Source organism: Bacillus sp. JJ1773 (assembly GCF_036962035.1).
Lineage (GTDB): Bacteria > Bacillota > Bacilli > Bacillales > Cytobacillaceae > Cytobacillus.
Genome location: NZ_JBALNX010000064.1, coordinates 58,485 through 82,219, shown reverse-complemented (window position 1 = coordinate 82,219; position 23,735 = coordinate 58,485). Strand labels below are relative to the sequence as shown.

Annotated in this window: 27 protein-coding genes; 26 read left to right on the top strand and 1 reads right to left on the bottom strand. The window is 37.8% G+C overall.

What is annotated here, in order from left to right:
- Positions 1-33: 33 nt before the first annotated feature.
- From V7127_RS18965 to V7127_RS18930, 8 genes are all read left to right on the top strand, one after another.
- Positions 34-576 (top strand): ReoY family proteolytic degradation factor, encoded by a 543-nt coding sequence (locus V7127_RS18965; protein ID WP_335488591.1) that lies wholly within the window; start codon positions 34-36, stop codon positions 574-576.
- Between the two features lie 98 nt (positions 577-674).
- Complete coding sequence (locus V7127_RS18960) at positions 675-1,139, top strand: YpiF family protein (RefSeq protein ID WP_335347339.1); 465 nt, start codon at positions 675-677, stop codon at positions 1,137-1,139.
- Between the two features lie 419 nt (positions 1,140-1,558).
- Complete coding sequence (locus tag V7127_RS18955) at positions 1,559-2,062, top strand: ubiquinol-cytochrome c reductase iron-sulfur subunit (protein WP_335345595.1); 504 nt, start codon at positions 1,559-1,561, stop codon at positions 2,060-2,062.
- Between the two features lie 3 nt (positions 2,063-2,065).
- On the top strand, positions 2,066-2,740 hold the full coding sequence (qcrB, locus tag V7127_RS18950) for a menaquinol-cytochrome c reductase cytochrome b subunit (RefSeq protein WP_335345594.1): 675 nt from the start codon (positions 2,066-2,068) through the stop codon (positions 2,738-2,740).
- Positions 2,741-2,784: 44 nt separating this feature from the next.
- The gene (locus V7127_RS18945; protein WP_335345593.1) at positions 2,785-3,552 is read left to right on the top strand and encodes a menaquinol-cytochrome c reductase cytochrome b/c subunit; all 768 of its coding nucleotides are present in this window, start codon (positions 2,785-2,787) and stop codon (positions 3,550-3,552) included.
- 127 nt (positions 3,553-3,679) lie between these two features.
- Complete coding sequence (locus V7127_RS18940; protein WP_335488589.1) at positions 3,680-4,279, top strand: DUF1405 domain-containing protein; 600 nt, start codon at positions 3,680-3,682, stop codon at positions 4,277-4,279.
- A 61-nt stretch (positions 4,280-4,340) separates the two neighbouring features.
- Positions 4,341-5,141 carry a sporulation protein YpjB gene (gene ypjB / locus V7127_RS18935; RefSeq protein ID WP_335488587.1) on the top strand — a complete coding sequence of 267 codons (801 nt, stop codon included), beginning with the start codon at positions 4,341-4,343 and terminating at the stop codon, positions 5,139-5,141.
- A 122-nt stretch (positions 5,142-5,263) separates the two neighbouring features.
- Positions 5,264-5,944 carry a zinc metallopeptidase gene (locus V7127_RS18930; RefSeq protein ID WP_335345590.1) on the top strand — a complete coding sequence of 227 codons (681 nt, stop codon included), beginning with the start codon at positions 5,264-5,266 and terminating at the stop codon, positions 5,942-5,944.
- A 31-nt stretch (positions 5,945-5,975) separates the two neighbouring features.
- On the opposite strand, the gene V7127_RS18925 is transcribed toward V7127_RS18930, so the two are convergent.
- Positions 5,976-6,836 (bottom strand): YitT family protein, encoded by an 861-nt coding sequence (locus V7127_RS18925; RefSeq protein ID WP_335345589.1) that lies wholly within the window; start codon positions 6,834-6,836, stop codon positions 5,976-5,978.
- 202 nt (positions 6,837-7,038) lie between these two features.
- Here V7127_RS18925 and V7127_RS18920 point away from each other — a divergent pair, with 202 nt between their 5' ends.
- From V7127_RS18920 to V7127_RS18835, 18 genes are all read left to right on the top strand, one after another.
- Positions 7,039-7,380 (top strand): nucleotide pyrophosphohydrolase, encoded by a 342-nt coding sequence (locus V7127_RS18920; protein WP_335345588.1) that lies wholly within the window; start codon positions 7,039-7,041, stop codon positions 7,378-7,380.
- 1 nt (position 7,381) lies between these two features.
- Positions 7,382-8,182 (top strand): 4-hydroxy-tetrahydrodipicolinate reductase, encoded by an 801-nt coding sequence (gene dapB, locus V7127_RS18915; RefSeq protein ID WP_335488584.1) that lies wholly within the window; start codon positions 7,382-7,384, stop codon positions 8,180-8,182.
- A gap of 14 nt (positions 8,183-8,196) precedes the next feature.
- Entirely contained in the window at positions 8,197-8,616 is a 420-nt protein-coding gene (gene mgsA, locus V7127_RS18910; RefSeq protein WP_335345586.1) for a methylglyoxal synthase, read from the top strand.
- Positions 8,588-9,325 carry a bacillithiol biosynthesis deacetylase BshB1 gene (bshB1, locus tag V7127_RS18905; RefSeq protein ID WP_438824036.1) on the top strand — a complete coding sequence of 246 codons (738 nt, stop codon included), beginning with the start codon at positions 8,588-8,590 and terminating at the stop codon, positions 9,323-9,325. Before mgsA ends, bshB1 begins: the two co-directional genes overlap by 29 nt.
- Positions 9,322-10,467 carry an N-acetyl-alpha-D-glucosaminyl L-malate synthase BshA gene (gene bshA, locus V7127_RS18900; RefSeq protein WP_335354261.1) on the top strand — a complete coding sequence of 382 codons (1,146 nt, stop codon included), beginning with the start codon at positions 9,322-9,324 and terminating at the stop codon, positions 10,465-10,467. The genes bshB1 and bshA overlap by 4 nt, the downstream gene beginning before the upstream one ends.
- On the top strand, positions 10,464-11,663 hold the full coding sequence (locus V7127_RS18895; protein WP_335345584.1) for a CCA tRNA nucleotidyltransferase: 1,200 nt from the start codon (positions 10,464-10,466) through the stop codon (positions 11,661-11,663). Before bshA ends, V7127_RS18895 begins: the two co-directional genes overlap by 4 nt.
- Positions 11,648-12,628 carry a biotin--[acetyl-CoA-carboxylase] ligase gene (locus tag V7127_RS18890; RefSeq protein ID WP_335354262.1) on the top strand — a complete coding sequence of 327 codons (981 nt, stop codon included), beginning with the start codon at positions 11,648-11,650 and terminating at the stop codon, positions 12,626-12,628. Before V7127_RS18895 ends, V7127_RS18890 begins: the two co-directional genes overlap by 16 nt.
- 293 nt (positions 12,629-12,921) lie before the next feature.
- Positions 12,922-13,758, top strand: a complete 837-nt coding sequence (panB, locus tag V7127_RS18885; RefSeq protein WP_335488581.1) for a 3-methyl-2-oxobutanoate hydroxymethyltransferase — start codon at positions 12,922-12,924, stop codon at positions 13,756-13,758.
- Positions 13,755-14,600, top strand: a complete 846-nt coding sequence (gene panC / locus V7127_RS18880; RefSeq protein ID WP_335488578.1) for a pantoate--beta-alanine ligase — start codon at positions 13,755-13,757, stop codon at positions 14,598-14,600. The genes panB and panC overlap by 4 nt, the downstream gene beginning before the upstream one ends.
- A 168-nt stretch (positions 14,601-14,768) precedes the next feature.
- On the top strand, positions 14,769-15,155 hold the full coding sequence (gene panD / locus V7127_RS18875; RefSeq protein WP_335345580.1) for an aspartate 1-decarboxylase: 387 nt from the start codon (positions 14,769-14,771) through the stop codon (positions 15,153-15,155).
- Between the two features lie 174 nt (positions 15,156-15,329).
- Positions 15,330-18,131, top strand: a complete 2,802-nt coding sequence (gene dinG / locus V7127_RS18870; protein WP_335488574.1) for an ATP-dependent DNA helicase DinG — start codon at positions 15,330-15,332, stop codon at positions 18,129-18,131.
- A gap of 224 nt (positions 18,132-18,355) precedes the next feature.
- A complete protein-coding gene (locus V7127_RS18865) occupies positions 18,356-18,526 on the top strand; it encodes a YpmA family protein (protein WP_335345578.1) in 171 nt (56 codons plus the stop codon).
- A 14-nt stretch (positions 18,527-18,540) separates the two neighbouring features.
- Positions 18,541-19,014 (top strand): cell wall elongation regulator TseB-like domain-containing protein, encoded by a 474-nt coding sequence (locus V7127_RS18860; protein ID WP_335488571.1) that lies wholly within the window; start codon positions 18,541-18,543, stop codon positions 19,012-19,014.
- A 51-nt stretch (positions 19,015-19,065) separates the two neighbouring features.
- Positions 19,066-20,256 carry a pyridoxal phosphate-dependent aminotransferase gene (locus tag V7127_RS18855; RefSeq protein ID WP_335488569.1) on the top strand — a complete coding sequence of 397 codons (1,191 nt, stop codon included), beginning with the start codon at positions 19,066-19,068 and terminating at the stop codon, positions 20,254-20,256.
- A gap of 120 nt (positions 20,257-20,376) precedes the next feature.
- On the top strand, positions 20,377-21,669 hold the full coding sequence (gene asnS / locus V7127_RS18850) for an asparagine--tRNA ligase (RefSeq protein ID WP_335354265.1): 1,293 nt from the start codon (positions 20,377-20,379) through the stop codon (positions 21,667-21,669).
- Between the two features lie 153 nt (positions 21,670-21,822).
- A complete protein-coding gene (locus V7127_RS18845) occupies positions 21,823-22,530 on the top strand; it encodes a DnaD domain-containing protein (RefSeq protein WP_335348108.1) in 708 nt (235 codons plus the stop codon).
- A gap of 28 nt (positions 22,531-22,558) precedes the next feature.
- Positions 22,559-23,215: an endonuclease III gene (gene nth, locus V7127_RS18840; protein WP_335348107.1), complete on the top strand. Its 657-nt coding sequence runs from the start codon at positions 22,559-22,561 to the stop codon at positions 23,213-23,215.
- Complete coding sequence (locus V7127_RS18835) at positions 23,212-23,733, top strand: YpoC family protein (protein WP_335348106.1); 522 nt, start codon at positions 23,212-23,214, stop codon at positions 23,731-23,733. The genes nth and V7127_RS18835 overlap by 4 nt, the downstream gene beginning before the upstream one ends.
- Positions 23,734-23,735: the final 2 nt, after the last annotated feature.

Below are 23,735 nucleotides of genomic sequence, written 5' to 3'. Positions count from 1 at the left end.
TTAATTTTGTAATAGCAGAGGAGGGAATCGAATATGTCAGCCCCTGTATCTGTCAACGAGAAAAAAGATTTTATTCGCTGGTTTCTAAACCATTATCAATTAAAGAGACGGGAATGTGTATGGATTCTTAACTACTTAATGAGCCATGATCAGTTAATGGAAAAAGTTCATTTTGTTGAGCATGCACAGTATTGTCCGAAAGGATTAATAATGTCAACTCATTGTGTTGACGAAGTCCCGTTTCGTTTCTACAAGGAAAATGTCATGACGACTGATGCAGAGAAATCTTTTCATGACATACGGCTTAATCGTGATGAGGATATCTTTATCCAGCTAAATTTCCACGCTTCCAATAAAGCCCATCAATATGCAGCTGTTTTGGAGGAAAACCCATTTTTACCGAATAAAATGGAAATTAGTGAGAAGGATAAAATGGTTGCTGAAAAGTTTCTTTGCGACAGCATAAAGAAATTTCAAAGAGAGACCCTTCTAAGGAAAATTGATGAGGCTTTGGACAGTCAAGACGAGTCCGCTTTCATCCAATTAACTGAAAAACTAAATAAATTAAAGTCTTAATCCTTGCTTGCTATTATTAGCAGGCTTTTATTTTTTTGTCGCAATTTCATAATAGTGTTAAGATAAATAGGATAAATTAGAAATATGGAGTGAGTTGGATGAAGTGGATTTCTCAGGATATTGATAAGTTTCTTCAGTCAAAAGAGTATGTGGATACAGCAGTATTGCCATTGCTTCCTGTTTCCCTCGGCAATGATATGAAACAATCAGCTTCGATGAGTGAGTTTATTTCCTTACTAAGTGTTCAGCTAGAAAGACAGTTTAGGGGAAGGGTTATGATGTTGACGGGATTTTCTTATCTTAAATCAGCAACAATGGACAAGCTTGGCGAGGATGTAAAGGTTTGGGAGAATGAATTATTTGCAAATGGTTTTAAGCATGTTTTTCACGTCACCTCTGACAGCAGCTGGAAAGGAATTGAAGATCGGCTAAATGGAAGTTTAATTTGGCTTCCATCCATTCCACTTGAACATATGGATGAGCGAAATCGAAATTCTATACTGGAGGATCAAGTTAAACAGCTATTAACTCTGTTTATGCAAAAATGGCAAAATGCTAAATGATGAAGGTTGTTATTAAGGGTTATTACTCCCTTTAGTCGAAAAAATGAAGACGAAGCTCGTTAAGAAGGGTTCAAAACTCCCTTCCAGTCGGAAAAATGAATACGAAGGTCGTTAAGAAGGTCTCAAAACTCCCTCCCATTCGGAAAAATAAAAACTATGTATTTTTAAATATCCAATTGACGGTATTCGTCTATTAATGTATTTCTGTGTAGACAAATTCGAGATAATAATTATACTCCTTTATTTTAAAAATGTAACTATTTTTAATATTATTTAAATCTGTCACAGAGTCTACATGTTTTTACCAAAGGATTATATTGACCTTCAAAGAAGATTGATATATCATGGTTATGTCCTAGTTTTATATTGTGTTGAACTTTGTCCGTTGGACTTAACTTCATAATAGAGGGGGGAAAAGTATGAGCAAAAATCGTGTATCAAGACGTCAATTCCTTAGCTATACTCTAACTGGTGTAGGCGGTTTCATGGCTGCAGGTATGTTAATGCCTATGGTTCGTTTCGCAATTGATCCAGTATTGCAAGCAAAAGCTGAAGGTGATTTCATTCCAACTAAACAAAAAGTTGCCGAAATTACCGATGTTCCAACTAGGGTTGACTATACATTTGAACAGCAGGATGCATGGTATACTTCAGATGTAACAGGTACAGCATGGGTTTACAAAGACGAAAAAGGTGAAATTGTAGCTTTATCGCCTGTATGTAAACATTTAGGGTGTGTAGTTGACTGGAATACTGATAAATCCAATCAGAATCACTTCTACTGTCCATGTCATGGCGGTCTTTATACTAAAGATGGTACAAACGTTCCTGGAACTCCGCCAATAGCACCGCTTGACGTATATCCTTTCATCGAAAAAGACGGCTTCCTTCACTTAGGAAAAGCCAAGCCAAAGGGGGCGTAATGATTGTTAAACAAAATTTATGATTGGGTAGATGAACGTTTAGATATTACGCCTTTATGGCGCGACATCGCGGACCATGAAGTTCCTGAGCACGTAAACCCTGCACATCACTTCTCTGCGTTCGTATACTGCTTTGGCGGATTAACGTTCTTCGTTACTGTTATCCAAATCTTATCTGGAATGTTCTTAACTATGTATTATGTTCCAGATATTAAAAATGCATGGGAATCTGTTTATTACTTGCAAAACCATGTTGCTTTTGGACAAATTGTCCGTGGAATGCATCACTGGGGTGCAAGCTTAGTCATTGTAATGATGTTCTTACATACGCTTCGTGTTTTCTTCCAAGGTGCTTATAAGAAGCCTCGTGAGTTAAACTGGGTTGTTGGTGTACTTATTTTCTTCGTTATGCTAGCACTTGGATTAACTGGTTATCTATTGCCTTGGGATATGAAAGCATTATTTGCAACAAAAGTTACAATGCAAATTATTGAATCAACACCACTGATTGGTATGCAATTAAAAACGCTAATTGCAGGGGATCCGGATATTGTCGGTGCTCAAACGATTACCCGATTCTTCGCGATTCACGTATTCTTCTTGCCTGCAGCCTTATTCGGGTTAATGGCAGCACACTTTGTAATGATTCGTAAACAAGGTATTTCAGGTCCGTTGTAAAAATACAATTACGATAATATTGAAAAAGGAGGGGGAATCGCCCAATGCATCGTGGTAAAGGTATGAAATTCGTAGGTGACTCTCGTGTTCCTGCTGAACGTAAACCGAATATTCCGAAAGATTACTCGGAATACCCTGGAAAAACAGAGGCGTTCTGGCCTAACTTCCTATTAAAGGAATGGATGGTTGGTGCTGTTTTCTTAATCGGATTTTTATGTTTAACAATTGCACATGAACCACCGTTAGAAAAAATAGCTGATCCGAGTGATACAGCTTATATCCCGCTTCCAGACTGGTATTTCTTATTCTTATACCAATTGCTTAAATATACTTATGCATCTGGACCATACAATGCGGTAGGTGCGTTTATTATTCCAGGTCTAGCATTTGGGGCGTTACTATTAGCGCCATTTATTGACCGTGGTCCAGAACGCAGACCATCTAAACGACCATTAGCAACTGGATTTATGCTTTTAGCTATCGCAGGTATTACATTTTTAACTTGGCAGTCTGTAGCTACTCATGACTGGGAAGCTGCTGCAAACCAAGGGAAAATCGTAGCAGAAGTTGACATTGATACTGAAGCAGAAGGCTATAAATTTCTTGAAGCAAACAATTGCTTGTCATGTCACGGAGCTGAACTTACAGGTGGTGCAGGGTCACCTGCTCTTATCGACACTGGCTTAACTCCTGAAGAAATTTCTGATATTGCGGTAAATGGTAAAGGAAGCATGCCTCCAGGTATGTTTAAAGGAACGGATGAAGAATTAAAAGTACTTGCTGAATATATTTCAGGTTTAACAAGTAAATAACTGGAAAAAGCTGACGTTTTGCGTCAGCTTTTTTTGATGATGTTAAATGTTTTGAATCTAACTATATTTAATGTATATGGTAAAATAGTCAATATAATACAAACCATATAAAGAAAAGAGGACCTTCATGAAGTGGATTTATCCTATCCTAGCACATCGAGCTGTACTGTGGCTGTTATTCATAGTGAATTTTGCAGGAACTGTATACGGTTATATTTGGTATAAATGGCAGCTAGTTGAGACACCGCCCATTTTCTTGCCTTTCGTTCCAGACAGTCCAACTGCAAGCTTGTTTTTTGTCTTCGTATTAATTGCTTTTTTACTGGGGAAAAACTGGCCCCTTTTTGAAGCATTGGCTATTGTAACGCTCATTAAATATGGGGTATGGGCCGTAGTCATGAACTTATTAGTTTTCAATGTAACAGGAGAATTGGATTTGGTTGCACTTATGCTTATACTTTCACATGGTGCGATGGCTGTCCAAGGTGTACTGTACGCTCCATTTTATCGTATTAAAACTTGGCATTTAGTTGTTACGGGGATTTGGACATTACATAATGATGTAATAGATTATGTGTTTTTTATGCTTCCCCGTTACCCTATTTTGGACTTATACACGCCGCAAATTGGTTATTTTACATTTTGGCTTAGCATGTTTTCATTAGGTATCACTGCTTTTTTAACCTTAAGAAAAAATCGATTTATCTTAAATTTGAATTCTTATTGAATAGGTATAACCTTGTCCCATCTCTCATAGATATTTAATAGTAATTTGAGGGGGGACAAGAATGAAAGCTAGGATTATTGTTACAGTCATTATATGTTTTCTATTATTGCCTATATCAGTTATCGCAAACGAAACCTCACCTGTAGATAGATTGGATCAATTATCCGATGAAGCATTGCAGATGGTTAAGCTTCATCGATACGAAGATGCCAAAAGGCTTCTAGATTATTTTTCTGAACAATTTGTTTCTGTTACTGGAAAGGAAAGATCTTTCACTGCGGATGAATTGAGAATCTTAACCATTTCACATGATGAGGCTGTGCAGGCTGCTGCCAATGCCACCATGAATCATGAAGAGAAAATTAACCGTGTTACGAAGTTTAGGCTTGTCATGGATGCCATAACTTCTCCATATCAACCATTATGGACTGAAATGGAATCACCCATTATGACTGTTTTTGCAGAAGTTAAGGAAGCTGTGTATGCTGGTGATAAACAACAATTTCATACGACATTGAATACATTTTTATCTTTGTATGACATGATTTATCCTAGTATAAAAATAAATGTGGATAGAGACCACATACAAAGATTAGATGCAAAAATAGATTTTATTGATAAATATAGGCCTCAAGTTTTAACTGAAACAGCCAGCCAAATGGAGCTTGAAGCATTAGAAGCGGATTTACAGCTATTATTTGATGAAATGACAGAAGACGAAGCAGATCCTTCCTTATGGTGGGTAATCATTTCAACAGGAAGCATTATTATTCTTACATTATCCTACGTTGGATGGAGAAAATATAAGGGAAATCAGGAAAAGGAGAAGGAAAAGTCACTTTCCAGGAGGCAAAAAGATTGACGCCATCTTTCAGCAAAAATACAATAATATAGAGAGGCTTCATTAACTTTGTGGAGTGTCATTCTTTCAAGTACCAATTTTTAATACTGCATCTAGAGAAAGCTGAATAAGGAGGGATAGCAATGGGGGGGTACCTTATATACTTTGCTATCATTATTTTGATTCCGCTATGGGCGCAAATGAGAGTGAAAGGCTCCTATACTAAATATTCAAAAGTCCCAGCCTCATCACATATGAGAGGTGCGGAAGTTGCAAGAAGAATTCTTGACACTAATGGATTATTCCATGTCGGTGTTGAGGAAGTAAGAGGTCATTTAACAGACCATTATGATCCCCGTTCCAAAACAGTAAGGCTGTCAACTGCAAATTTCCATGGTCACTCCGTAGCCGCTGCGGCAATTGCAGCTCATGAAGTCGGTCATGCCATACAGGATCAGCAAAATTATGCACCTTTACGTTTCCGCCATACGCTTGTGCCAGTCGCAAATATCGGTTCCAATTTTTCTTGGATCCTGATTATGATCGGTTTCTTTGCAGGTTTAAGCGGATTTGTGTTACTTGGTATTATTTTTATGGCGTCAGCTGTAGTCTTCCAGCTTGTCACTCTTCCAGTTGAATTTAATGCATCCAACCGTGCTATGGATCAAATCGTATCACTAGGGATCATCAGAAACGATGAGGAAAGGGAGACGAGAAAGGTGCTTAATGCGGCAGCACTCACCTATGTAGCAGCAGCTGCTGTTGCCGTGTTAGAATTACTTCGCTTAATTCTTATTTATACAGGAATGCAAAGACAAGATTAAAACCAGCCTGTTGGCTGGTTTTAGTCTTGTCTTAATGTTCGATTGGCTTTTTGTTTTCGTCTAATGTGAATCCTTCTCCAAGTACATCGTGGACAACTGTGACCGAAACAAAGGCATGTGGATCCACTGAGTTAATGACATTTTTTAACCGGACAATTTCATTCTTCCCGACAACACAATATAAGACTTCTCGATCCTTTTTAGTAAATGACCCATATCCCCTAAGGACTGTTACGCCTCGTTCCATTTCTATCATGATCTTGTTGGCTATTTCATCATTTAAATCGGAAATAATCATTGCTCCTCTTGCAGAATATGAGCCTTCCTGCATGAAATCAATCACCCTTGCTCCGACAAATACAGCAACAAGTGTATACATCGCTTCTTGATAGGATAAATAAAAAATTAAAGATAGCGTAATCACGACGGCGTCAAATATGAACATCGTTCTTCCCATGCTAATGCCTGCATACTTGTTCACTAATCTTGCAATAATATCAACTCCGCCAGTGGTTCCACCAAAGCGGAATATAGTTCCAAGGCCAATACCGATAAAAACACCAGCAAATAATGCTGCAAGTGTTAAGTCTTCATTGAGCGGCATATGTATTTGATTACGCTGAAATATCCATAAAAATACCGAGACGCTGACAGTACCGAGAATTGTATATAGGAATGAGTTTTTCCCGAGTAATTTCCAGCCTAGAAAAAATAACGGAATATTTAACAACAAATTCGTATACGAAGGATCCCATTTAAACAGGAAATATAAAAGAAGGGTAATACCAGTAAAGCCCCCTTCAGATAAATTATTTTGCATATTAAAATGAACGATGCCGAAAGAAAAGATGGCAGATCCAAACAAGATAAAAAGAATATTTTTCAATTTCACATAAAATCCTCCGCTTCCAATTTCCTACATGAATTATTGTGCCCGTTTATTAAGGATAAAGTCAAGTGTGTTTGGAAACTAGAACAAACGTATCCACCTATTATTTAATAAAAAATATTTGTAAAAGAACTATCGTTTAGCTAACATGAAAGAAGGGAAATAGTAGGTTTACCTTTTAACAGAAGAAGGGATGAAATAAAGAGTGCAAGAAAAAACAATGAAAGATCTACAAGAAGAAGTAGATGCATACATAGGCCAATTTAAAGAAGGGTATTTTAGTCCTCTAGCCATGCTGGCAAGACTAACAGAGGAACTAGGCGAACTTGCAAGAGAGATCAATCATCAATACGGTGAGAAACCGAAAAAAGCTACTGAAGCGGAAAAAGCAATTGAAGAGGAAATGGGAGATATGTTGTTTGTCCTCATTTGCTTAGCCAATTCATTAAATATCGATCTTGAGACAGCACATAATCAAATTATGAATAAATTTAATACCCGCGATAAAGACCGCTGGACTAGAATTGAAGAGCAGGGGGATAAATAAAATGGAAAAAATCAATATTGTGATTGCAGGTGCAAGAGGTAGAATGGGAAGGGAAGCCGTTCAGCTTGTTCAGCAAACTGATCGTTATCAGCTAGTGGCAGTAGTTGATCATAAGAATGGAGGAGGCTTGCTCAGTGAATTTGATGGCTTCACTGGAATAGATATTCCAATTTACACGGATATGTCTCAATGCTTCCAGGAAATTGATGCAGATGTCCTAATCGATTTAACTACACCTGAATTTGGTATGCTACATGCAAAAACAGCTTTGACGCATGGGGTTAGACCGGTTGTCGGAACAACTGGCTTTACGAAAGAGAATCTAAGTGAGCTTGAATCTCTTTGCAGTGAAAAGGAACTTGGTTGTATCATTGCACCTAATTTTGCCATTGGTGCTATTTTAATGATGAAGTTTGCCCAAATGGCTGGAAGATATTTTAATGATGTAGAAATTATCGAACTCCACCATGATCAAAAGCTGGATGCTCCTTCTGGAACAGCGGTAAAAACGGCAGAAATGATTGCGGAGGTTAGGCAGCCAAAAAAACAAGGGCATCCGGATGAAAAGGAAACAATCTCTGGTGCAAGAGGAGCAGATTTTGAAGGGATGCATATTCATTCAGTTAGATTGCCTGGCTTAATTGCCCATCAGCAAGTGATGTTCGGCTCAGAAGGACAAACCTTAACAATCCGGCATGACTCTTATAATCGTGCCTCCTTTATGTCGGGGGTTAAACATGCGGTAGATACCGTGTTGAAAATTGATACATTAGTATACGGTCTAGAAAATATTTTGGAATAGAAAGGGGCGATAAGATGAATATTGCTTTAATTGCACATGATAAGAAAAAGGATGCGCTTGTTGGCTTTGTAACGGCGTATAAAGACATTTTAGCCGAGCATACTCTTTTCGCCACAGGAACTACTGGTTTAAGAATAATCAATGAAACAGGCTTAAACGTTCATCGATTTCAATCAGGCCCCTACGGTGGAGATCAGGAAATCGGTGCATTTGTAGCCAATAATAAAATGGATATTGTGATATTCTTCAGAGATCCTTTAACAGCACAGCCCCATGAGCCAGATGTGACAGCATTAATTCGTTTATGCGATGTATACTCTGTACCACTCGCAACAAATATGGGGACTGCAGAAATTATAATTAAAGGGCTTGAGCGCGGGGACTTATCTTGGAGAAATATTGTATATGGAAAAAGCGGTGGTAAGGATGTCTGATATAAAGCTTGATATTCTTGCATTTGGTGCACATGCTGATGATGTTGAAATCGGCATGGGTGCATCCATTGGAAAATTCGTAAATATAGGAAAAACTATAGGTATTTGTGATCTAACGAATGCGGAGCTATCATCGAATGGAACGGTCGAAACACGAAAGATAGAAGCCCAAAAAGCAGCAGAGGTGTTAGGCGTTAGCATAAGGGAGAATCTCGGTCTGCCTGATAGAGGGCTATTTCCTAAACCAGAATATATAAAGAAAATGGTAGCAGTTATTCGCAAATATCGCCCTTCCCTTGTTTTTGCACCTTATTATCATGATCGGCACCCTGATCATGGACAATGTGCCCGTCTTGTAGAGGAGGCGGTCTTTTCTGCTGGAATACGAAACTATTCTTCTGAAGAGGATTTTGGCCCGCATCGGGTTAAAAACCTGTACTTTTATATGATTAATGGGTTTCATGAACCAGATTTTGTCATTGATGTATCAAATTATATGGATAAAAAAATTGAAAGCCTACAAGCATATAAAAGCCAGTTTGTAAAAAATGCGGGGACCTTCAACACTCCGCTTGTAAATGGGTATATTGAAACGATTGAAGCAAGAGAAAGACTTTTCGGTAAAGAAGTTGAAGTAGCCTATGCTGAAGGGTTCAAACGCAAAAAGCCAGTCATTATAAATCTAGATTTATTTGGTGAAAACGAATGAAAACAAAATTAAAAATAGGGATAACCTGTTATCCGACAGTAGGCGGATCTGGAGCTATAGCTACTGAATTAGGGAAAAAGCTTGCTGAAAGGGGTCATGAAATTCATTTCATTTCCTCGAGCCTTCCGTTCCGATTAAATAGAATGCATTCAAATATTTATTATCATCAAGTAGAAGTAAATCAATATTCCGTTTTTCAGTATCCCCCATATGATATTGCCCTTGCCAGTAAGATGGCTGAAGTTATAAAACGGGAAAATCTTGATTTGCTCCATGTCCATTATGCGATTCCGCATGCTGTATGTGCCATACTTGCCAAGCAAATGTGTGAACAGGATATTAAAATTGTTACCACTTTACACGGGACAGATATTACAGTTCTTGGCTATGATCAATCTTTAACGGGGGCAATCCGTTTTGGAATAGAAAAATCTGATGCCGTTACGGCAGTATCAAACTCCTTAACTTCGCAAACATACGATGTAATCAAACCTGAAAAAAAGATTGAAGTCGTTTACAACTTTATTGATGAGCGTGTATATCGTTTAATGGATTCTTCCTATTTACGGAAGGAATACGGAATAAAAAAAGAAGAAAAGGTTATTATCCATGTTTCAAATTTCCGCGGGGTGAAAAGAGTTCAGGATGTAGTAAAAGCTTTTGCTCTAATTGCAGAAAAGCTGCCTGCCAAGCTGCTTCTTGTCGGAGATGGGCCTGAAATGACTGTCGTTTGCAGTCTTGTAAATAAATTAGGTATTAATGATAAAGTACTATTATTAGGTAAACAAGATAATCTTGAAGAGCTATACTCAATTAGTGATTTAATGCTGTTGCTTTCCGAAAAGGAAAGCTTTGGTTTAGTTGCTCTCGAAGCAATGGCTTGTGGAGTACCTTGTATTGGGACAAATATCGGCGGTATTCCTGAAGTGATAGCTAATGAGAAAAATGGCTATTTATGCGAACTTGGCGATATTCCGGCAATTGCAGAAAAAGGCATCCATTTGCTATCTAATGAAGAACTGCATCAACGGTTTTCCAGAGAGGCCATTAATACAGCGTACCATAACTTTCGCTCAGAACTTATTGTCACTCAATATGAGAATATATATTACAACCTACTTAAAGAGGATGACGTAATTTGAAAGAGTCTTTTCTAAAAGCCATTCCCCTTTTATCAAAAATTCAAGAGTCAGGCTATGAAGCTTACTTTGTCGGAGGATCGGTTAGAGATTATTTGTTAGATAAGGAGATTGCAGATGTCGATATTGCTACCTCTGCAACACCTGAGGAAATTAGAACTATTTTTCCGAAAACGATAGATGTCGGAATCGAGCATGGAACTATTGTTGTCCTATATAATGGGATTCCATATGAAGTGACAACCTTCCGAACTGAAGCAGAATATGTTGACTTTAGAAGGCCATCAGAGGTTCAATTTATCCGGTCATTGGATGAAGACTTAAAACGCAGGGATTTTACGATGAATGCGATTGCCATGGACAAGGAAGGCCGATTTATTGATCCGTTTCATGGCAGGCGGGCTATCAAGGAAAAAATAATACAAACAGTAGGTGGGGCAGAGGATCGTTTTTCAGAGGACGCCTTAAGAATGATGCGTGCTGTTCGTTTCTATAGTCAATTAGGCTTTCAAATAGAAGAGAAGACTTATCAGGCTTTGAAATCATCCGCTTCATTACTGGCAAATATCTCAACAGAGAGAAAACTAGCTGAGTTCGAAAAACTTCTAGCTGGAAAAAATCGAATTCAAGCATTGCTTGTACTAGCTGATACTGGCCTTTTAAGCCACTTGCCGGGTATGAATCCATTTGTCGAAGCGATAAATGGCATTAAAAAGTATGATAGCAGCAAACTTTCAGCTAATGAAATGTGGGGGCTGCTACTCTTTCTTTTTAAGATTGACTTACATAAAGTTAATGATTTTATGAAAAATTGGAAGCTGCCAGTGAAAAAAATAAAAAAAATCAATCAATTATTGTTTTGGCTGAATTTTAGAGAAAGAAGCGATTGGACAAATAAAGCGATGTTCGATGGGGGCTCTGAAATCATTGAGGGAACAGAAAAAATTTATAATGTATTACATAATCAGGATGTAAACGTACATATAGAAAGTTTACTGTTTAGTTATAATTTATTGCCCATTAAACAGCGAAGTGAATTACAGGTTACAGGAACCGACCTTCAAGAGTGGTTTCAAAAAACCCCTGGACCTTGGATAAAGGAAAAATTAGCTGAGGCTGAGATCGCAGTCTTAAACAAGCAAGTCAGTAATCGCAAAGATTCGTTAAAGGAGTGGCTGTTACGGTGCAATCGGAGTTAAGAAAGAAACTGCTTGATGCATTTACACTAAATGAAGATGAATATTTGTCTGGCCAATATTTAGCTGATCTATTAGGATGCTCAAGAACAGCAGTCTGGAAGCATATAGAAGATATGCGTAAGGACGGGTTTGAACTTGAAGCTGTTCGCAGGAAGGGATATAGAATAACAAGGGTTCCGGAAAGAATTACAGCAGATGAAATAAGGTTGGGGCTTTTAACAAAGTTTATCGGAAAGAATATACATTACGAGGAAAGTGTTGACTCCACACAAAAAATTGCCCATCGTCTAGCAAATGAAGATACTCCGGAGGGTACAGTTATTATCGCCGAGGAGCAGTTATTAGGCAGGGGAAGAATGGACCGGAGATGGCATTCTCCGAAATATACCGGGATTTGGATGAGTGTGATTTTGCGTCCAAATCTCCCGCCTCCAAAGGCCCCACAGCTAACCTTAATAACTGCGGTTGCCGTTGTTCAAGCAATAGAAGAATTAACTGACCTATCTCCACAAATAAAATGGCCGAATGATATTTTAATCAATGGGAAGAAGGTGACCGGAATATTGACAGAGCTTCAAGCCGATGCAGACCGGATCACTTCCATTATTATTGGAATTGGTATTAATGTAAATCAGCAAAAGGAAGATTATCCTGAGGAACTGCATACTATTGCTACCTCTCTATCTATCGAAAGCGGTAAAAAACTCCAAAGAGCAGAATTAGTAAAAATTCTGTTAAGCAAATTGGAGAATTTATATACTCTATACCTAGAAAAAGGCTTCTACCCGATAAAGCTGCTTTGGGAAAGTTATGCCATCAGTATAGGCAAAGTCATAACAGCCAGAACGATTACGGGAAGTATTCAAGGAAAGGCATTGGGTATTACTGAAGATGGTGTTCTTATGATAGAAGATGAAATGAGTAAAATCCACCATATTTACTCAGCCGACATTGAACTTAAATAAAAAAGTTTATCTAGTCAAATGAATCATTGATTTGTTATAATTAACGTGTCTAGCGTAAGCTAAATGATTGGGCAGTATCCTCAAGTTGAACTGCACCGTGTATGATTAGGTCATCAATGAAAAATTCTTTGAAACACCTAAAAATTAAAGATATTCTGCCTAGATCCAATAATGGACCGGGACAGAGGGATGAGACATAATAAAGAACGAAAGAAATTCGGAATCCTTCTGCTTACAGAAGGATTTTTATCTTTGTTTTTCACCCTCTTCCTTAATTCAAAGGAGGAATAAGGATGAAGCAAACGACTGATTTTTTGAAAATGAAGGAGAACGGTGAGAAGATTGCTGTTCTGACGGCTTACGATTTTCCGGCTGCTAAGCAAGCGGAAAAAGCCGGGGTTGATATGATTTTAGTTGGTGATTCACTTGGAATGGTTGTATTAGGATATGATTCAACCATCCCTGTTACGTTAGAAGACATGATTCATCATGGAAAGGCTGTCAAAAGAGGAGCTGGGGAAACCTTTATTGTCGTAGATATGCCATTCATGAGCTATCATCTGTCAGTTCGCGACACACTTATAAATGGTGCGCGTATTATTCAAGAAACAGGGGCACATGCCGTTAAAGTTGAAGGTGCAGATGAAGTGATTGACGGAATCGAAGCATTAACAAAGGCTGGTATACCTGTCATGGCTCATCTCGGACTAACACCGCAATCTGTCGCAGTGCTTGGAGGCTATAAGGTTCAAGGCAAAAATGCAGAAGCGGCTCGTAAGCTGATCGAAGACGCGAAAAAATGCGAGCATGCTGGTGCGTTTGCCGTTGTATTAGAATGTGTTCCGAAGCAGCTAGCAAAGGAAGTTTCCGAATGCCTGACAATCCCGACAATAGGAATCGGTGCTGGCATTGAAACAGATGGACAAGTTCTTGTCTATCATGATGTACTTTCCTATGGTGTTGAAAGAGTACCGAAATTTGTTAAGAAATATTCAAATGTGAATGTAGTCATAGAGGAAGGTCTATCTGCTTATGTGGATGAAGTGAAACAAGGAGTATTTCCTGGAGAAGAGCATAGTTTCTCAATGAAAGAAACTGAGCTTTTAAGCTTGTACGGAGGGAAAGCATGAAAGTCATTACAACGATTAGCGACATGCAGCAAACAATGATTCGAGAAAAAATGTCAGGTAAATCAATTGGCTATGTCCCAACAATGGGTTTTTTACATGAAGGTCATCTGACATTAATCGATCATGCTCGAGAAGAAAATGATATAGTCGTACTAAGTATTTTCGTAAATCCGCTTCAATTTGGGGTAACTGAAGATTTAGGCTCATATCCTAGAGACTTTGACCGTGATAGTGCTTTAGCTGAACAACATCACGTTGACTATATTTTCCATCCGTCTGCAGAGGAAATGTACCCAGCACCCTTATCGGCAACCGTAATCGCTAAGGAGCGGACTGAGGTATTATGCGGGCAATCCCGGCCGGGCCATTTTGATGGTGTTGTAACAGTTTTAACGAAGCTTTTCAATATTGTTCAGCCGAATAGAGCTTATTTTGGCAAAAAAGACGCTCAGCAGCTAGCTGTTGTGGAGGGACTTGTGAATGATTTCCATTTCCCAATTGAGATTGTGCCGGTGGACATTGTGAGAGAACATGATGGGCTAGCTAAGAGCTCAAGAAATGTTTATTTGCTTCCAGAAGAAAGAGAGCAAGCACCATTTCTATACAAAAGTCTATTAGAGGCTAAAGCAATGATCGATGAAGGGGAAAGAGACTCTCAACAAATCATTTCGTCTATGAAAGAATTGATTTCTGAAAAGACGAGCGGAACGATCGACTATATTGAAATATACTCTTATCCTAATCTTAAAGAAATTGAGGAGCTAGAAGGCAACATTATTATTGCCTTAGCAGTAAAATTTTCAAAAGCACGGCTTATTGATAATTTGATATTCCATTTATAATAATATCTAGCTTTTTGAAGTTTGAAGAGTGTCCAGTTTCAGCGCCTACCCCCTCGAGGTCACAAGCCAATCCTCCCAGAAAGGAAAAGACACCTTTCCGGGAGGCTCGTCTTGTGCTTGTCGGGGGTGGGCAAGGCGCTTCCACATTTCGTTTAAGGGGGAAACATCATGTTCCGCACCATGATGAATGGTAAAATTCATAGAGCAGTTGTGACAGAGGCTAATCTAAACTATGTCGGCAGCGTTACAATTGATACAGATATTCTTGATGCCGTTGGAATGCTTCCAAATGAAAAGGTACAAATTGTGAATAATAACAATGGGGCAAGGTTTGAGACGTATATCATTCCTGGAGAAAGAGGCAGTGGTGTCATTTGTGTGAATGGTGCTGCAGCTAGACTTGTCCAAGAGGGAGATGTTGTTATTATTATTTCCTATGCGCTAGTTGCTGAGGAAAAAATTTATATTCATCAGCCTAAAGTTGCTATAATGGGTGAAAATAATAGAATTAAGGAAATAATCAATAAGGAACCTGAAAAAACGATCATGATGTAAACATGCTTCTTATTATTAAAAGGCTGACCGGTAAAGACCGAGTCGGCCTTTTTGTCCAATACTCTTTTGAAAACAATGAAAATGGCCTAAAATATATAATGGATGGCATTAATTCTTTTTCTTTTTCCGTTTTTATGGTACCGTTTGATTGACTGAATGTTAGAGGTGTGTAGTATGTGTAATAAATATGTTGTAATCGATTTAGAAACAACAGGGAACGCCCCAAAGAAGGGCGATAAAATGATCCAATTTGCCGCTGTTGTTATAGAAAACGGAAAAATAGTTGAAGAATTTTCCTCACTTGTGAACCCAGGACAGTCAATCCCTCCATTCATTGAGGAGTTAACGGGTTTAGATGATGAGGCAGTAAAGGATGCCCCTGTTTTTTCTGAAATAGCACCAAAAGTCCTTACTTTATTAGAGGATGCTTATTTTGTTGCACATAATGTCCTATTTGATTTATCGTTCTTACAGGAGGAGCTCCTTCTAGCTGGCTACAATGGATTTTATGGACCAGTTTTGGATACAGTAGAGCTTTCTCGAGTATTTATGCCAACTGCAGATAGCTTTCAATTATCAGAATTGGCTTTTAGGGAAGGGTTAAATCATGAGCGTCCCCATCAGGCTGACAGCGATGCCTATGTAACTGCTGAGCTTCTGCTTCTCCTTTTGGACCGGCTAGAACGGCTGCCACTTTGCACGATCAAGCAAATTTATAAGCTTTCTGGCGGATTAAAAAGTGATTTAGATTTACTCATAGACTCAATTCTTACGAAAAAAGAAGCAATGGTCGAGGTTTTACAAAACGATCTTGAAATTCACCAAGGAATTGCACTGAAAATGTTTCATGAACAAGATACTGATGATGACAATGAGACACTAAATTATCCTAAACAGCAAGAAGCGAAAGAAGAGCTCTTCAAAAAGGCTTTTTCAAATTATGAAATTCGTTTAGGACAATTTAAAATGATGGATTCAGTATATCAAGCCTTTAAACATAAACGACATGCATTAATTGAGGCAGGCACAGGTGTTGGCAAATCATTAGCCTATTTAATTCCTGCTGCTATTTACGGAAAAGAAAACAGACAAACTGTCATGATTAGTACATATACAACACAGCTTCAGGAGCAGCTTCTTTCCAATGATATTCCTAAATTAAAACAGATGCTTCCATTTCCTGTTAAGGCAGTATTGCTAAAGGGAAGAAGCCATTATTTAAGTTTGGCTAAATTTGAGCAAACTTTAAAGGATTTAGATGATAATTACGACACTATTTTAACAAAAATGCAAATTCTTGTATGGCTCACAGAAACGAATACTGGGGATATAGACGAAATAAATTTGTCCAGTGGTGGAATGATATTTTGGAATAAAATCAAAAATGATGAGGCGATATTCCTTCAAAATAAATCTTGGATTTCAAGAGATTTTTATTTGCGGGCCCGAAAATCCGCTTTAAAAGCTGACCTGATCATTACGAATCATTCACTGCTGCTGAGTGATTTAGTTTCACACAATAAGATTTTGCCAGAATATAGTCACATTGTCATTGATGAGGGCCATCATTTTGTGAAAGTGTCCGGTCAGTATTTTGGCTTTTCTTTAGATTACTTAAAGACACGTTTTTTGATCAGCCGTATTGGGCATTTGGAACAGAAACAATTACTGTTTATGCTTGAACAAGTTCTAGAAAAAGCTGAGATTGAGAAGAAGCACTTAGTTCATTCTTTTGAAATGAATCAAATGATACAAGAACTTAGTTTTGAAATGGATGAGCTATTTAAGATTATAAGCATATTTGCAAAAAAGAAAACAAAATCCAGAAAAGGGTACAATCGGATTAGCAGCCGTTTTTTAGGTGATGATTCTAGTCATGAAAGCAGAGCGGTGCAAGCAAGTGCTGAAAGATTTTTATTTCTCATTAAGGATTTTACTGCAGAGCTAGAGAAAAGATTAAATGTCATGAGTATAATCAAGGAGAATCTTTCTGCCAGGGAAAAATCCTCATTGGAAGAGCTTGCTTCTGTTGTAGAAGAATTAAAAGAAATAGCTGAAGCCATTAAACATATCTTTTTACATCCATCTGAAGAATATGTTACATGGATCGACATGGATGTTCGATCTATGCAAAATGCTACTACCGTCTATTCACAGCCTGTTAATGCAGGGCATTTATTAAAGGAAGAATTCTTCAGTAAAAAAGAATCAGCTGTTATCACTTCTGCAACCTTATCGGTGAAAAACTCATTCAACTATATGTTAAATGAACTGGGCTTGCAATTAACAGAATGCTCAGCAGAGCAAATTCAATCTCCATTTGATTATCATGAACAAGTAAAGCTCATCATTCCTGATGATCTTCCTGAAGTAAATTCTGTTTCATTGGATGAATATGTAATGTCCATTAGTGAACATATTATCTCCATAGCAGAAGCAACAAAAGGAAGGATGCTCATATTATTTACCTCTCATGAGATGCTCAAAAAAACATATGAGCTTATAAAAGAATCTGGATTTTTAAATGAATATGCCATTATTGCCCAAGGCGTATCGAGCGGGAGCAGATCGAGGTTAACACGTAATTTTCAAAAGTTCGAAAAGGCAATTTTATTAGGAACGAATAGTTTCTGGGAAGGTGTAGACATCCCTGGAGAGGATTTAACGTGTTTAATCATCGTTAGACTTCCATTTTCACCGCCGGATGAACCTTTTACAGAAGCGAGATGTGAACAAATTAAGCAAAATGGCGGAAATCCATTTTCTGACTATTCTTTGCCGGAAGCGATTATTCGCTTTAAACAGGGATTTGGAAGACTGATTCGAACGAGAAGCGACAAGGGGTTTATTTTTATTTTTGATCGCAGATTGGTTACAACCCAATATGGAAAGGCTTTTTTAGATTCCATTCCGAAAATCCCTCATACAAAAAGCAATATTAATGGAATAGTCGAATTAATTAATAAATATTTGTAAAATAAAGGAAAAGGCTTGCGAATAATTAAAAAAGAGCTGCGCCTTTTAAGGCGCAGCCAATGACGTTGGTGGATTAGAAGAATTAATAGAATTTTTTATTCAAGCTGTTTGATGTAGCTGTTATACTGATATTTAAAGGTTAAAATGTTTCGTATATATAGCTTGCCCTATATTTACTTGCGTATTAATTACAAATATTGTACTACCTGAGGAGGAATTCCAGTATGGAAAGTAAAATTGAGGTTTTATCAACCGTGAAAATTCAACTAAGCCCTGACCTCTATAAAGTTGTTGATGCTTTGAACAGAACTTTAAAGGAAAATGATTTAATGTTTGGACTGGCACTTGATAAAGAAGATCAAAATAAAGCTGTTTTTTCGATTTATCGTACATAAGAAGAGTGACAAATGTGAAAAAAATAATTATTATAAGTTTATTGATATTTTCAATTATATTAGGATCTGGGGTTATTATTTATTTAAATGCAGTTGAGCCTGTTAAGGCAGCTGAAAAAGAAGCCATTGAAAGAGCCATGGAAGAAACGAGACTTTGGAAGGCTGAGGATTTTCAACTTTATCATGGACTGGAAACATATTTTGTCATTAAAGGGATAAATAAAGCCGGATCAAACATTTACGTCTGGGTACCTGAAAAAGAAGGACAGATTATTGTTAGAAAGGTGACAGATGGAGTTTCCAAACAGGAAGCAATTAATAAGCTAAAAGAAGAGAAAAATCCGAAAAAGATTATTTCCGTTCGCCTCGGAATGGAAAAGAATATCCCGTTATGGGAAATTTATTACCGGACAGAGGGGAATTTAATAAATTATTATTATGTTGATTTCAAAACAGGTGAGTGGCTAAAGAAGATAGAGAATTTATGATCCAAGCTCTTAGTCTTCTTAAATGTCATTATGTGAGTGGAGGAAAAGGAAATGAACTTTCAATTAGCACAAAGAGTAAAAGCATTAACCCCATCGACAACGCTTGCCATTACAGCGAAAGCAAAAGAATTGAAGGAACAAGGCTATGATGTAATCGGCTTAGGAGCTGGTGAGCCTGACTTTAATACGCCGCAGCATATTATTGATGCTGCCGTTAAATCGATGAATGAAGGACATACGAAATATACTCCATCTGCAGGTCTTCCTGCATTGAAAAAAGAGATCGTTAACAAGTTTAAAGCAGACCAGGGAATTGAATATGAAGCCTCTCAAATCATCGTGGGAAGCGGCGCAAAGCATGTCCTTTATACATTATTCCAAGCTATTTTGGATGAAGGGGACGAAGTAATTATCCCTACTCCATATTGGGTTAGCTATCCTGAACAAGTTAAATTAGCAGACGGTGTTCCTGTCTATGTTGAAGGTAAAGAGGAAAACGAGTACAAAATTACGCCTGATCAACTAGCAGAAGCATTAACGGATAAGACAAAGGCAGTTATAATCAATTCACCAAGTAACCCGACTGGTATGCTTTATACTGAAGAAGAGTTAAAGGCATTGGGCGAGGTTTGTTTGAAGCATAATATTCTGATCGTTTCAGATGAAATTTATGAAAAATTAGTTTATGGAAACAATAGACATGTTTCCATTGCTCAGCTTTCACCAGAGCTTAGAGAACAAACAATACTAGTGAACGGTGTATCAAAGTCCCATTCTATGACAGGCTGGAGAATTGGGTATGCAGCCGGCAATAAAGAATTAATTAAGGCAATGACAAATCTTGCGAGCCATAGTACTTCGAATCCAACAACAACTGCTCAATATGGGGCGATTGCTGCATATGCGGGTTCACAAGAGATGCTTTCAGAAATGCAAAAGGCTTTTGAACAGCGCTTAAATATTATTTACGATAAGCTTGTCGCTATTCCAGGCTTTACCTGCATTAAACCACAAGGTGCTTTTTACCTTTTCCCTAATGTGAAGGAGGCAGCTGAATTAACAGGCTTTGTAAATGTAGATGAATTCTCCCAAGCGCTCCTTGAGGAAGCAATGGTTGCCGTTATTCCTGGATCAGGCTTTGGTGCTCCTAATAATATTCGTTTATCCTATGCAACTTCCTTGGATTTATTAGAAAAAGCAGTTGAAAGAATCCATCAATTTGTTGAGAAGAAAATGAAATAACATTAAAGCGGCAGCTAAATATCTAGCTGCCGCTTTTGTTAGTTGCTTGTCTCTAATACAAAAGAGTATAATATATAGGATGTAAAAGTGATTTGCAAGTTTTTGGAGGGAATATAATTGATAAAAACAACGATATCTGAAGTATACAAATATGTTGATCAAGAAGTGAAAATAGGCGCTTGGATCGCAAATAAACGTTCAAGCGGAAAAATTGCATTCCTTCAGCTTCGCGATGGAACAGGATTCATTCAAGGCGTTGTCGTGAAAACGGATGTTCCAGAAGAAGTTTTTCAAGCGGCAAAGTCTGTTACTCAAGAATCTTCTATTTACATAACTGGAAAAATTCAAAAGGATGAGCGTTCACCATTTGGATATGAGATGCTTGTAACAGGATTAGAAGTGATCCAAGCAGCAGTTGATTATCCAATTACTCCGAAAGAGCATGGAACTGAATTTCTAATGGATCATCGTCATTTATGGCTTCGCTCCCGCCGTCAGCATGCGGTTATGAAAATTAGAAATGAAATTATTCGCTCAACATATGAATTTTTTAATAATGAAGGGTACGTAAAAGTCGATCCTCCAATTTTAACGGGAAGCTCGGCTGAAGGCGGATCAGAATTATTTGCTACGAAATACTTCGATGAAGATGCCTATTTATCACAAAGCGGACAATTACATTTAGAAGCAGCGGCAATGGCACTTGGAAAGGTATTCTCTTTCGGTCCAACTTTCCGTGCAGAAAAGTCCAAAACACGCCGCCATTTAATTGAGTTCTGGATGATTGAGCCAGAGATGGCTTTCTATGAACATGAAGATAGCTTAAAGGTGCAAGAGGACTACGTGTCATATATTGTTCAATCTGTCCTAAAAAATTGTGAATTAGAATTAAAAACTCTAGGCCGAGATACGTCTAAACTTGAGAATATTAAGGCACCATTCCCGCGCATTACTTATGATGAAGCGATTAAGTTTTTACATGAAAAGGGCTTTGACGATGTCCAGTGGGGAGATGACCTCGGTGCCCCTCACGAAACAGCGATTGCAGAAGGCTATGACAAACCGGTTTTCATTACTCATTACCCAACGTCATTAAAGGCATTTTACATGCAGCCAGATCCGAACAGGGAAGAAGTTGTTCTGTGTGCGGACTTAATTGCGCCGGAAGGATATGGGGAAATTATTGGCGGCTCAGAGCGGATTCATGATTATGATCTAATGAAGCAACGTCTTGAAGAGAATAATTTAGATATGGATACTTATAAATGGTATTTAGAACTCCGTGAATATGGTTCAGTTCCTCACTCAGGGTTTGGACTTGGACTAGAAAGAACTGTAGCTTGGATTAGCGGAGTGGAGCATGTGCGTGAGACGATTCCATTCCCGCGTTTATTAAATCGACTATATCCATAAGCAGCAGCTCTTCATAATTTGAGCAAAATTAGAGGAATCGTCCTGTTGGCGATTCCTCTAATTTTTTCAGAGTAGTAAGAAAGGAATAGTTACCTGTTATTCTCCTTACTACAAAGACTTTGTTCATGATATACTGATATGGAGGTGTCAGGAATGTCCAAAACAAGTATATTAAAGTGGCTCCAGGAAGGAAATATTACGATACCTGGGGTTTTATTAACTCATTATAAAGAGATGAATTTAAATGAGCATGAACTAGTGCTTATATTGCATGTTACTTCCTTTATTGAAAGAGGGAATGCATTTCCCACTCCAGTTGAATTGTCTTCAAGCATGACGATCTCCGTTTCAGAATGTACATCGATCCTTAGAAAATTAATCCAGAAAGGGTATATCGAAATTAAAGATAGCTACTCTTCAGATGGAATTCGCTACGAACAATATAATATTGAACCTTTATGGGAAAAGCTGATAGATTATTTTCTATTTAAGGAAAAGCAAGAAACGGCAAAGATAAATCAGCAAAGTGAGACTGATTTATATACTTGCTTTGAACAAGAATTTGGAAGGCCTTTATCTCCATTTGAATGTGAAACACTTGCATTGTGGATGGATGATGACCGCCATGATCCACATATTATAAAAGCGGCTCTTCGAGAAGCGGTTATTTCGGGGAAATTAAATTTCCGTTATATCGATAGAATTTTATTCGAATGGAAAAAGAATGGAATAAAAACAATTGAACAAGCGAAGAGCTACGGAAAAAAGTTCAGACAAAACCAGCAGCAAAGAGTTAAGGCTAACGAAGCTTCTGAACAACCTGGAAAAACCATACCTTTTTATAATTGGCTAGAGCAATAATTGTAGAATAAATAAAGTGGTGAGGAAGTTGTTGAACAATAGTCAAATAAGATTTTGCCTTGATGAGATGGGGGAAATGTTTCCGGATGCACACTGTGAACTTAACCACTCCAACCCATTTGAACTTGTCATTGCAGTTGCTTTATCTGCACAATGCACGGATGTGCTTGTCAATAAAGTAACAAAGAATTTATTTCAAAAATATAAAACTCCCGAGGATTATTTAAATGTACCTTTGGAGGAGCTGCAAGAGGATATTAGATCTATTGGGCTTTATCGAAACAAGGGTAAAAATATTCAAAAACTGTGCAGAATGCTATTAGATGATTACAATGGAGTAGTGCCGCATGATCGGGATGAACTGACAAAGCTTCCGGGAGTCGGCAGGAAAACAGCTAATGTAGTAGTCTCCGTTGCATATGGTGTTCCAGCTATCGCTGTTGACACCCATGTTGAACGAGTTAGTAAGAGATTAGCTATTTGCAGGTGGAAAGATTCCGTTTTAGAGGTAGAGAAAACATTGATGAAAAAGGTGCCAATGGACGAATGGTCTGTTACGCATCATCGGATGATTTTCTTTGGGAGATATCACTGTAAAGCACAAAATCCTCAATGTGAGAGCTGCCCGCTACTGGAAATATGCAGAGAAGGGAAAAAAAGAATGAAGGGGAAGAAAGGGGAATGAGTAATAACAAGCCCCTTTCCGTTCCTATAGAATTAGTACATCCATTTTTCTTTGAAGAGAATGAGGAAATTACCTTCGATGTGGAAGAAATGAAAAATTTGTATGCACTAAGGCCATTTCTTTATGAGACGGCTTTTTTTTCAGGAGTACAAGCAGTAAAACCATGGGAAATTCAAGAAAAAAGCATACCAGTTCTAATTGAGGAATGGCAAAAAGTAAAAGAATTATTAGAAACACTTTTTGCTAAACGGGAGATGATTCATGTACTGGCACCTATGAAAAAAGGGATTAGCCTCTTAATCGAATTGGTTTATTGGGGAAATGGACTTCCGGTTGTTCTTTCAAATTTGGACTTAAATAAATTAGCCATTAAGCCTGTCAATTTATCAGAGCGACTAGAATTTATTATGAAGAAACCATCCTTATATCACTCTTATATTCAATTAGCAGAGCTAATAGGTGAAATGAATAAACAATATGTCAAACAACAGATAATGAAAAAAGCGTCTAAGCCATAAGC

Excerpts from the sequence above, each read along its gene's own strand:
- V7127_RS18955 (WP_335345595.1), top strand. The coding sequence starts at position 1,559 with ATGAGCAAAAATCGTGTATCAAGACGTCAATTCCTTAGCTATACTCTA.
- V7127_RS18865 (WP_335345578.1), top strand. The coding sequence starts at position 18,356 with ATGGAAAGTAAAATTGAGGTTTTATCAACCGTGAAAATTCAACTAAGC.
- V7127_RS18835 (WP_335348106.1), top strand. The coding sequence starts at position 23,212 with ATGAGTAATAACAAGCCCCTTTCCGTTCCTATAGAATTAGTACATCCA.
- panD (WP_335345580.1), top strand. The coding sequence starts at position 14,769 with ATGTTCCGCACCATGATGAATGGTAAAATTCATAGAGCAGTTGTGACA.
- dapB (WP_335488584.1), top strand. The coding sequence starts at position 7,382 with ATGGAAAAAATCAATATTGTGATTGCAGGTGCAAGAGGTAGAATGGGA.
- ypjB (WP_335488587.1), top strand. The coding sequence starts at position 4,341 with ATGAAAGCTAGGATTATTGTTACAGTCATTATATGTTTTCTATTATTG.
- panC (WP_335488578.1), top strand. The coding sequence starts at position 13,755 with ATGAAAGTCATTACAACGATTAGCGACATGCAGCAAACAATGATTCGA.
- bshB1 (WP_438824036.1), top strand. The coding sequence starts at position 8,588 with ATGGAAAAAGCGGTGGTAAGGATGTCTGATATAAAGCTTGATATTCTT.
- V7127_RS18945 (WP_335345593.1), top strand. The coding sequence starts at position 2,785 with ATGCATCGTGGTAAAGGTATGAAATTCGTAGGTGACTCTCGTGTTCCT.
- panB (WP_335488581.1), top strand. The coding sequence starts at position 12,922 with ATGAAGCAAACGACTGATTTTTTGAAAATGAAGGAGAACGGTGAGAAG.
- dinG (WP_335488574.1), top strand. The coding sequence starts at position 15,330 with ATGTGTAATAAATATGTTGTAATCGATTTAGAAACAACAGGGAACGCC.
- V7127_RS18960 (WP_335347339.1), top strand. The coding sequence starts at position 675 with ATGAAGTGGATTTCTCAGGATATTGATAAGTTTCTTCAGTCAAAAGAG.
- V7127_RS18965 (WP_335488591.1), top strand. The coding sequence starts at position 34 with ATGTCAGCCCCTGTATCTGTCAACGAGAAAAAAGATTTTATTCGCTGG.
- mgsA (WP_335345586.1), top strand. The coding sequence starts at position 8,197 with ATGAATATTGCTTTAATTGCACATGATAAGAAAAAGGATGCGCTTGTT.
- bshA (WP_335354261.1), top strand. The coding sequence starts at position 9,322 with ATGAAAACAAAATTAAAAATAGGGATAACCTGTTATCCGACAGTAGGC.
- V7127_RS18855 (WP_335488569.1), top strand. The coding sequence starts at position 19,066 with ATGAACTTTCAATTAGCACAAAGAGTAAAAGCATTAACCCCATCGACA.
- V7127_RS18930 (WP_335345590.1), top strand. The coding sequence starts at position 5,264 with ATGGGGGGGTACCTTATATACTTTGCTATCATTATTTTGATTCCGCTA.
- V7127_RS18940 (WP_335488589.1), top strand. The coding sequence starts at position 3,680 with ATGAAGTGGATTTATCCTATCCTAGCACATCGAGCTGTACTGTGGCTG.
- V7127_RS18845 (WP_335348108.1), top strand. The coding sequence starts at position 21,823 with ATGTCCAAAACAAGTATATTAAAGTGGCTCCAGGAAGGAAATATTACG.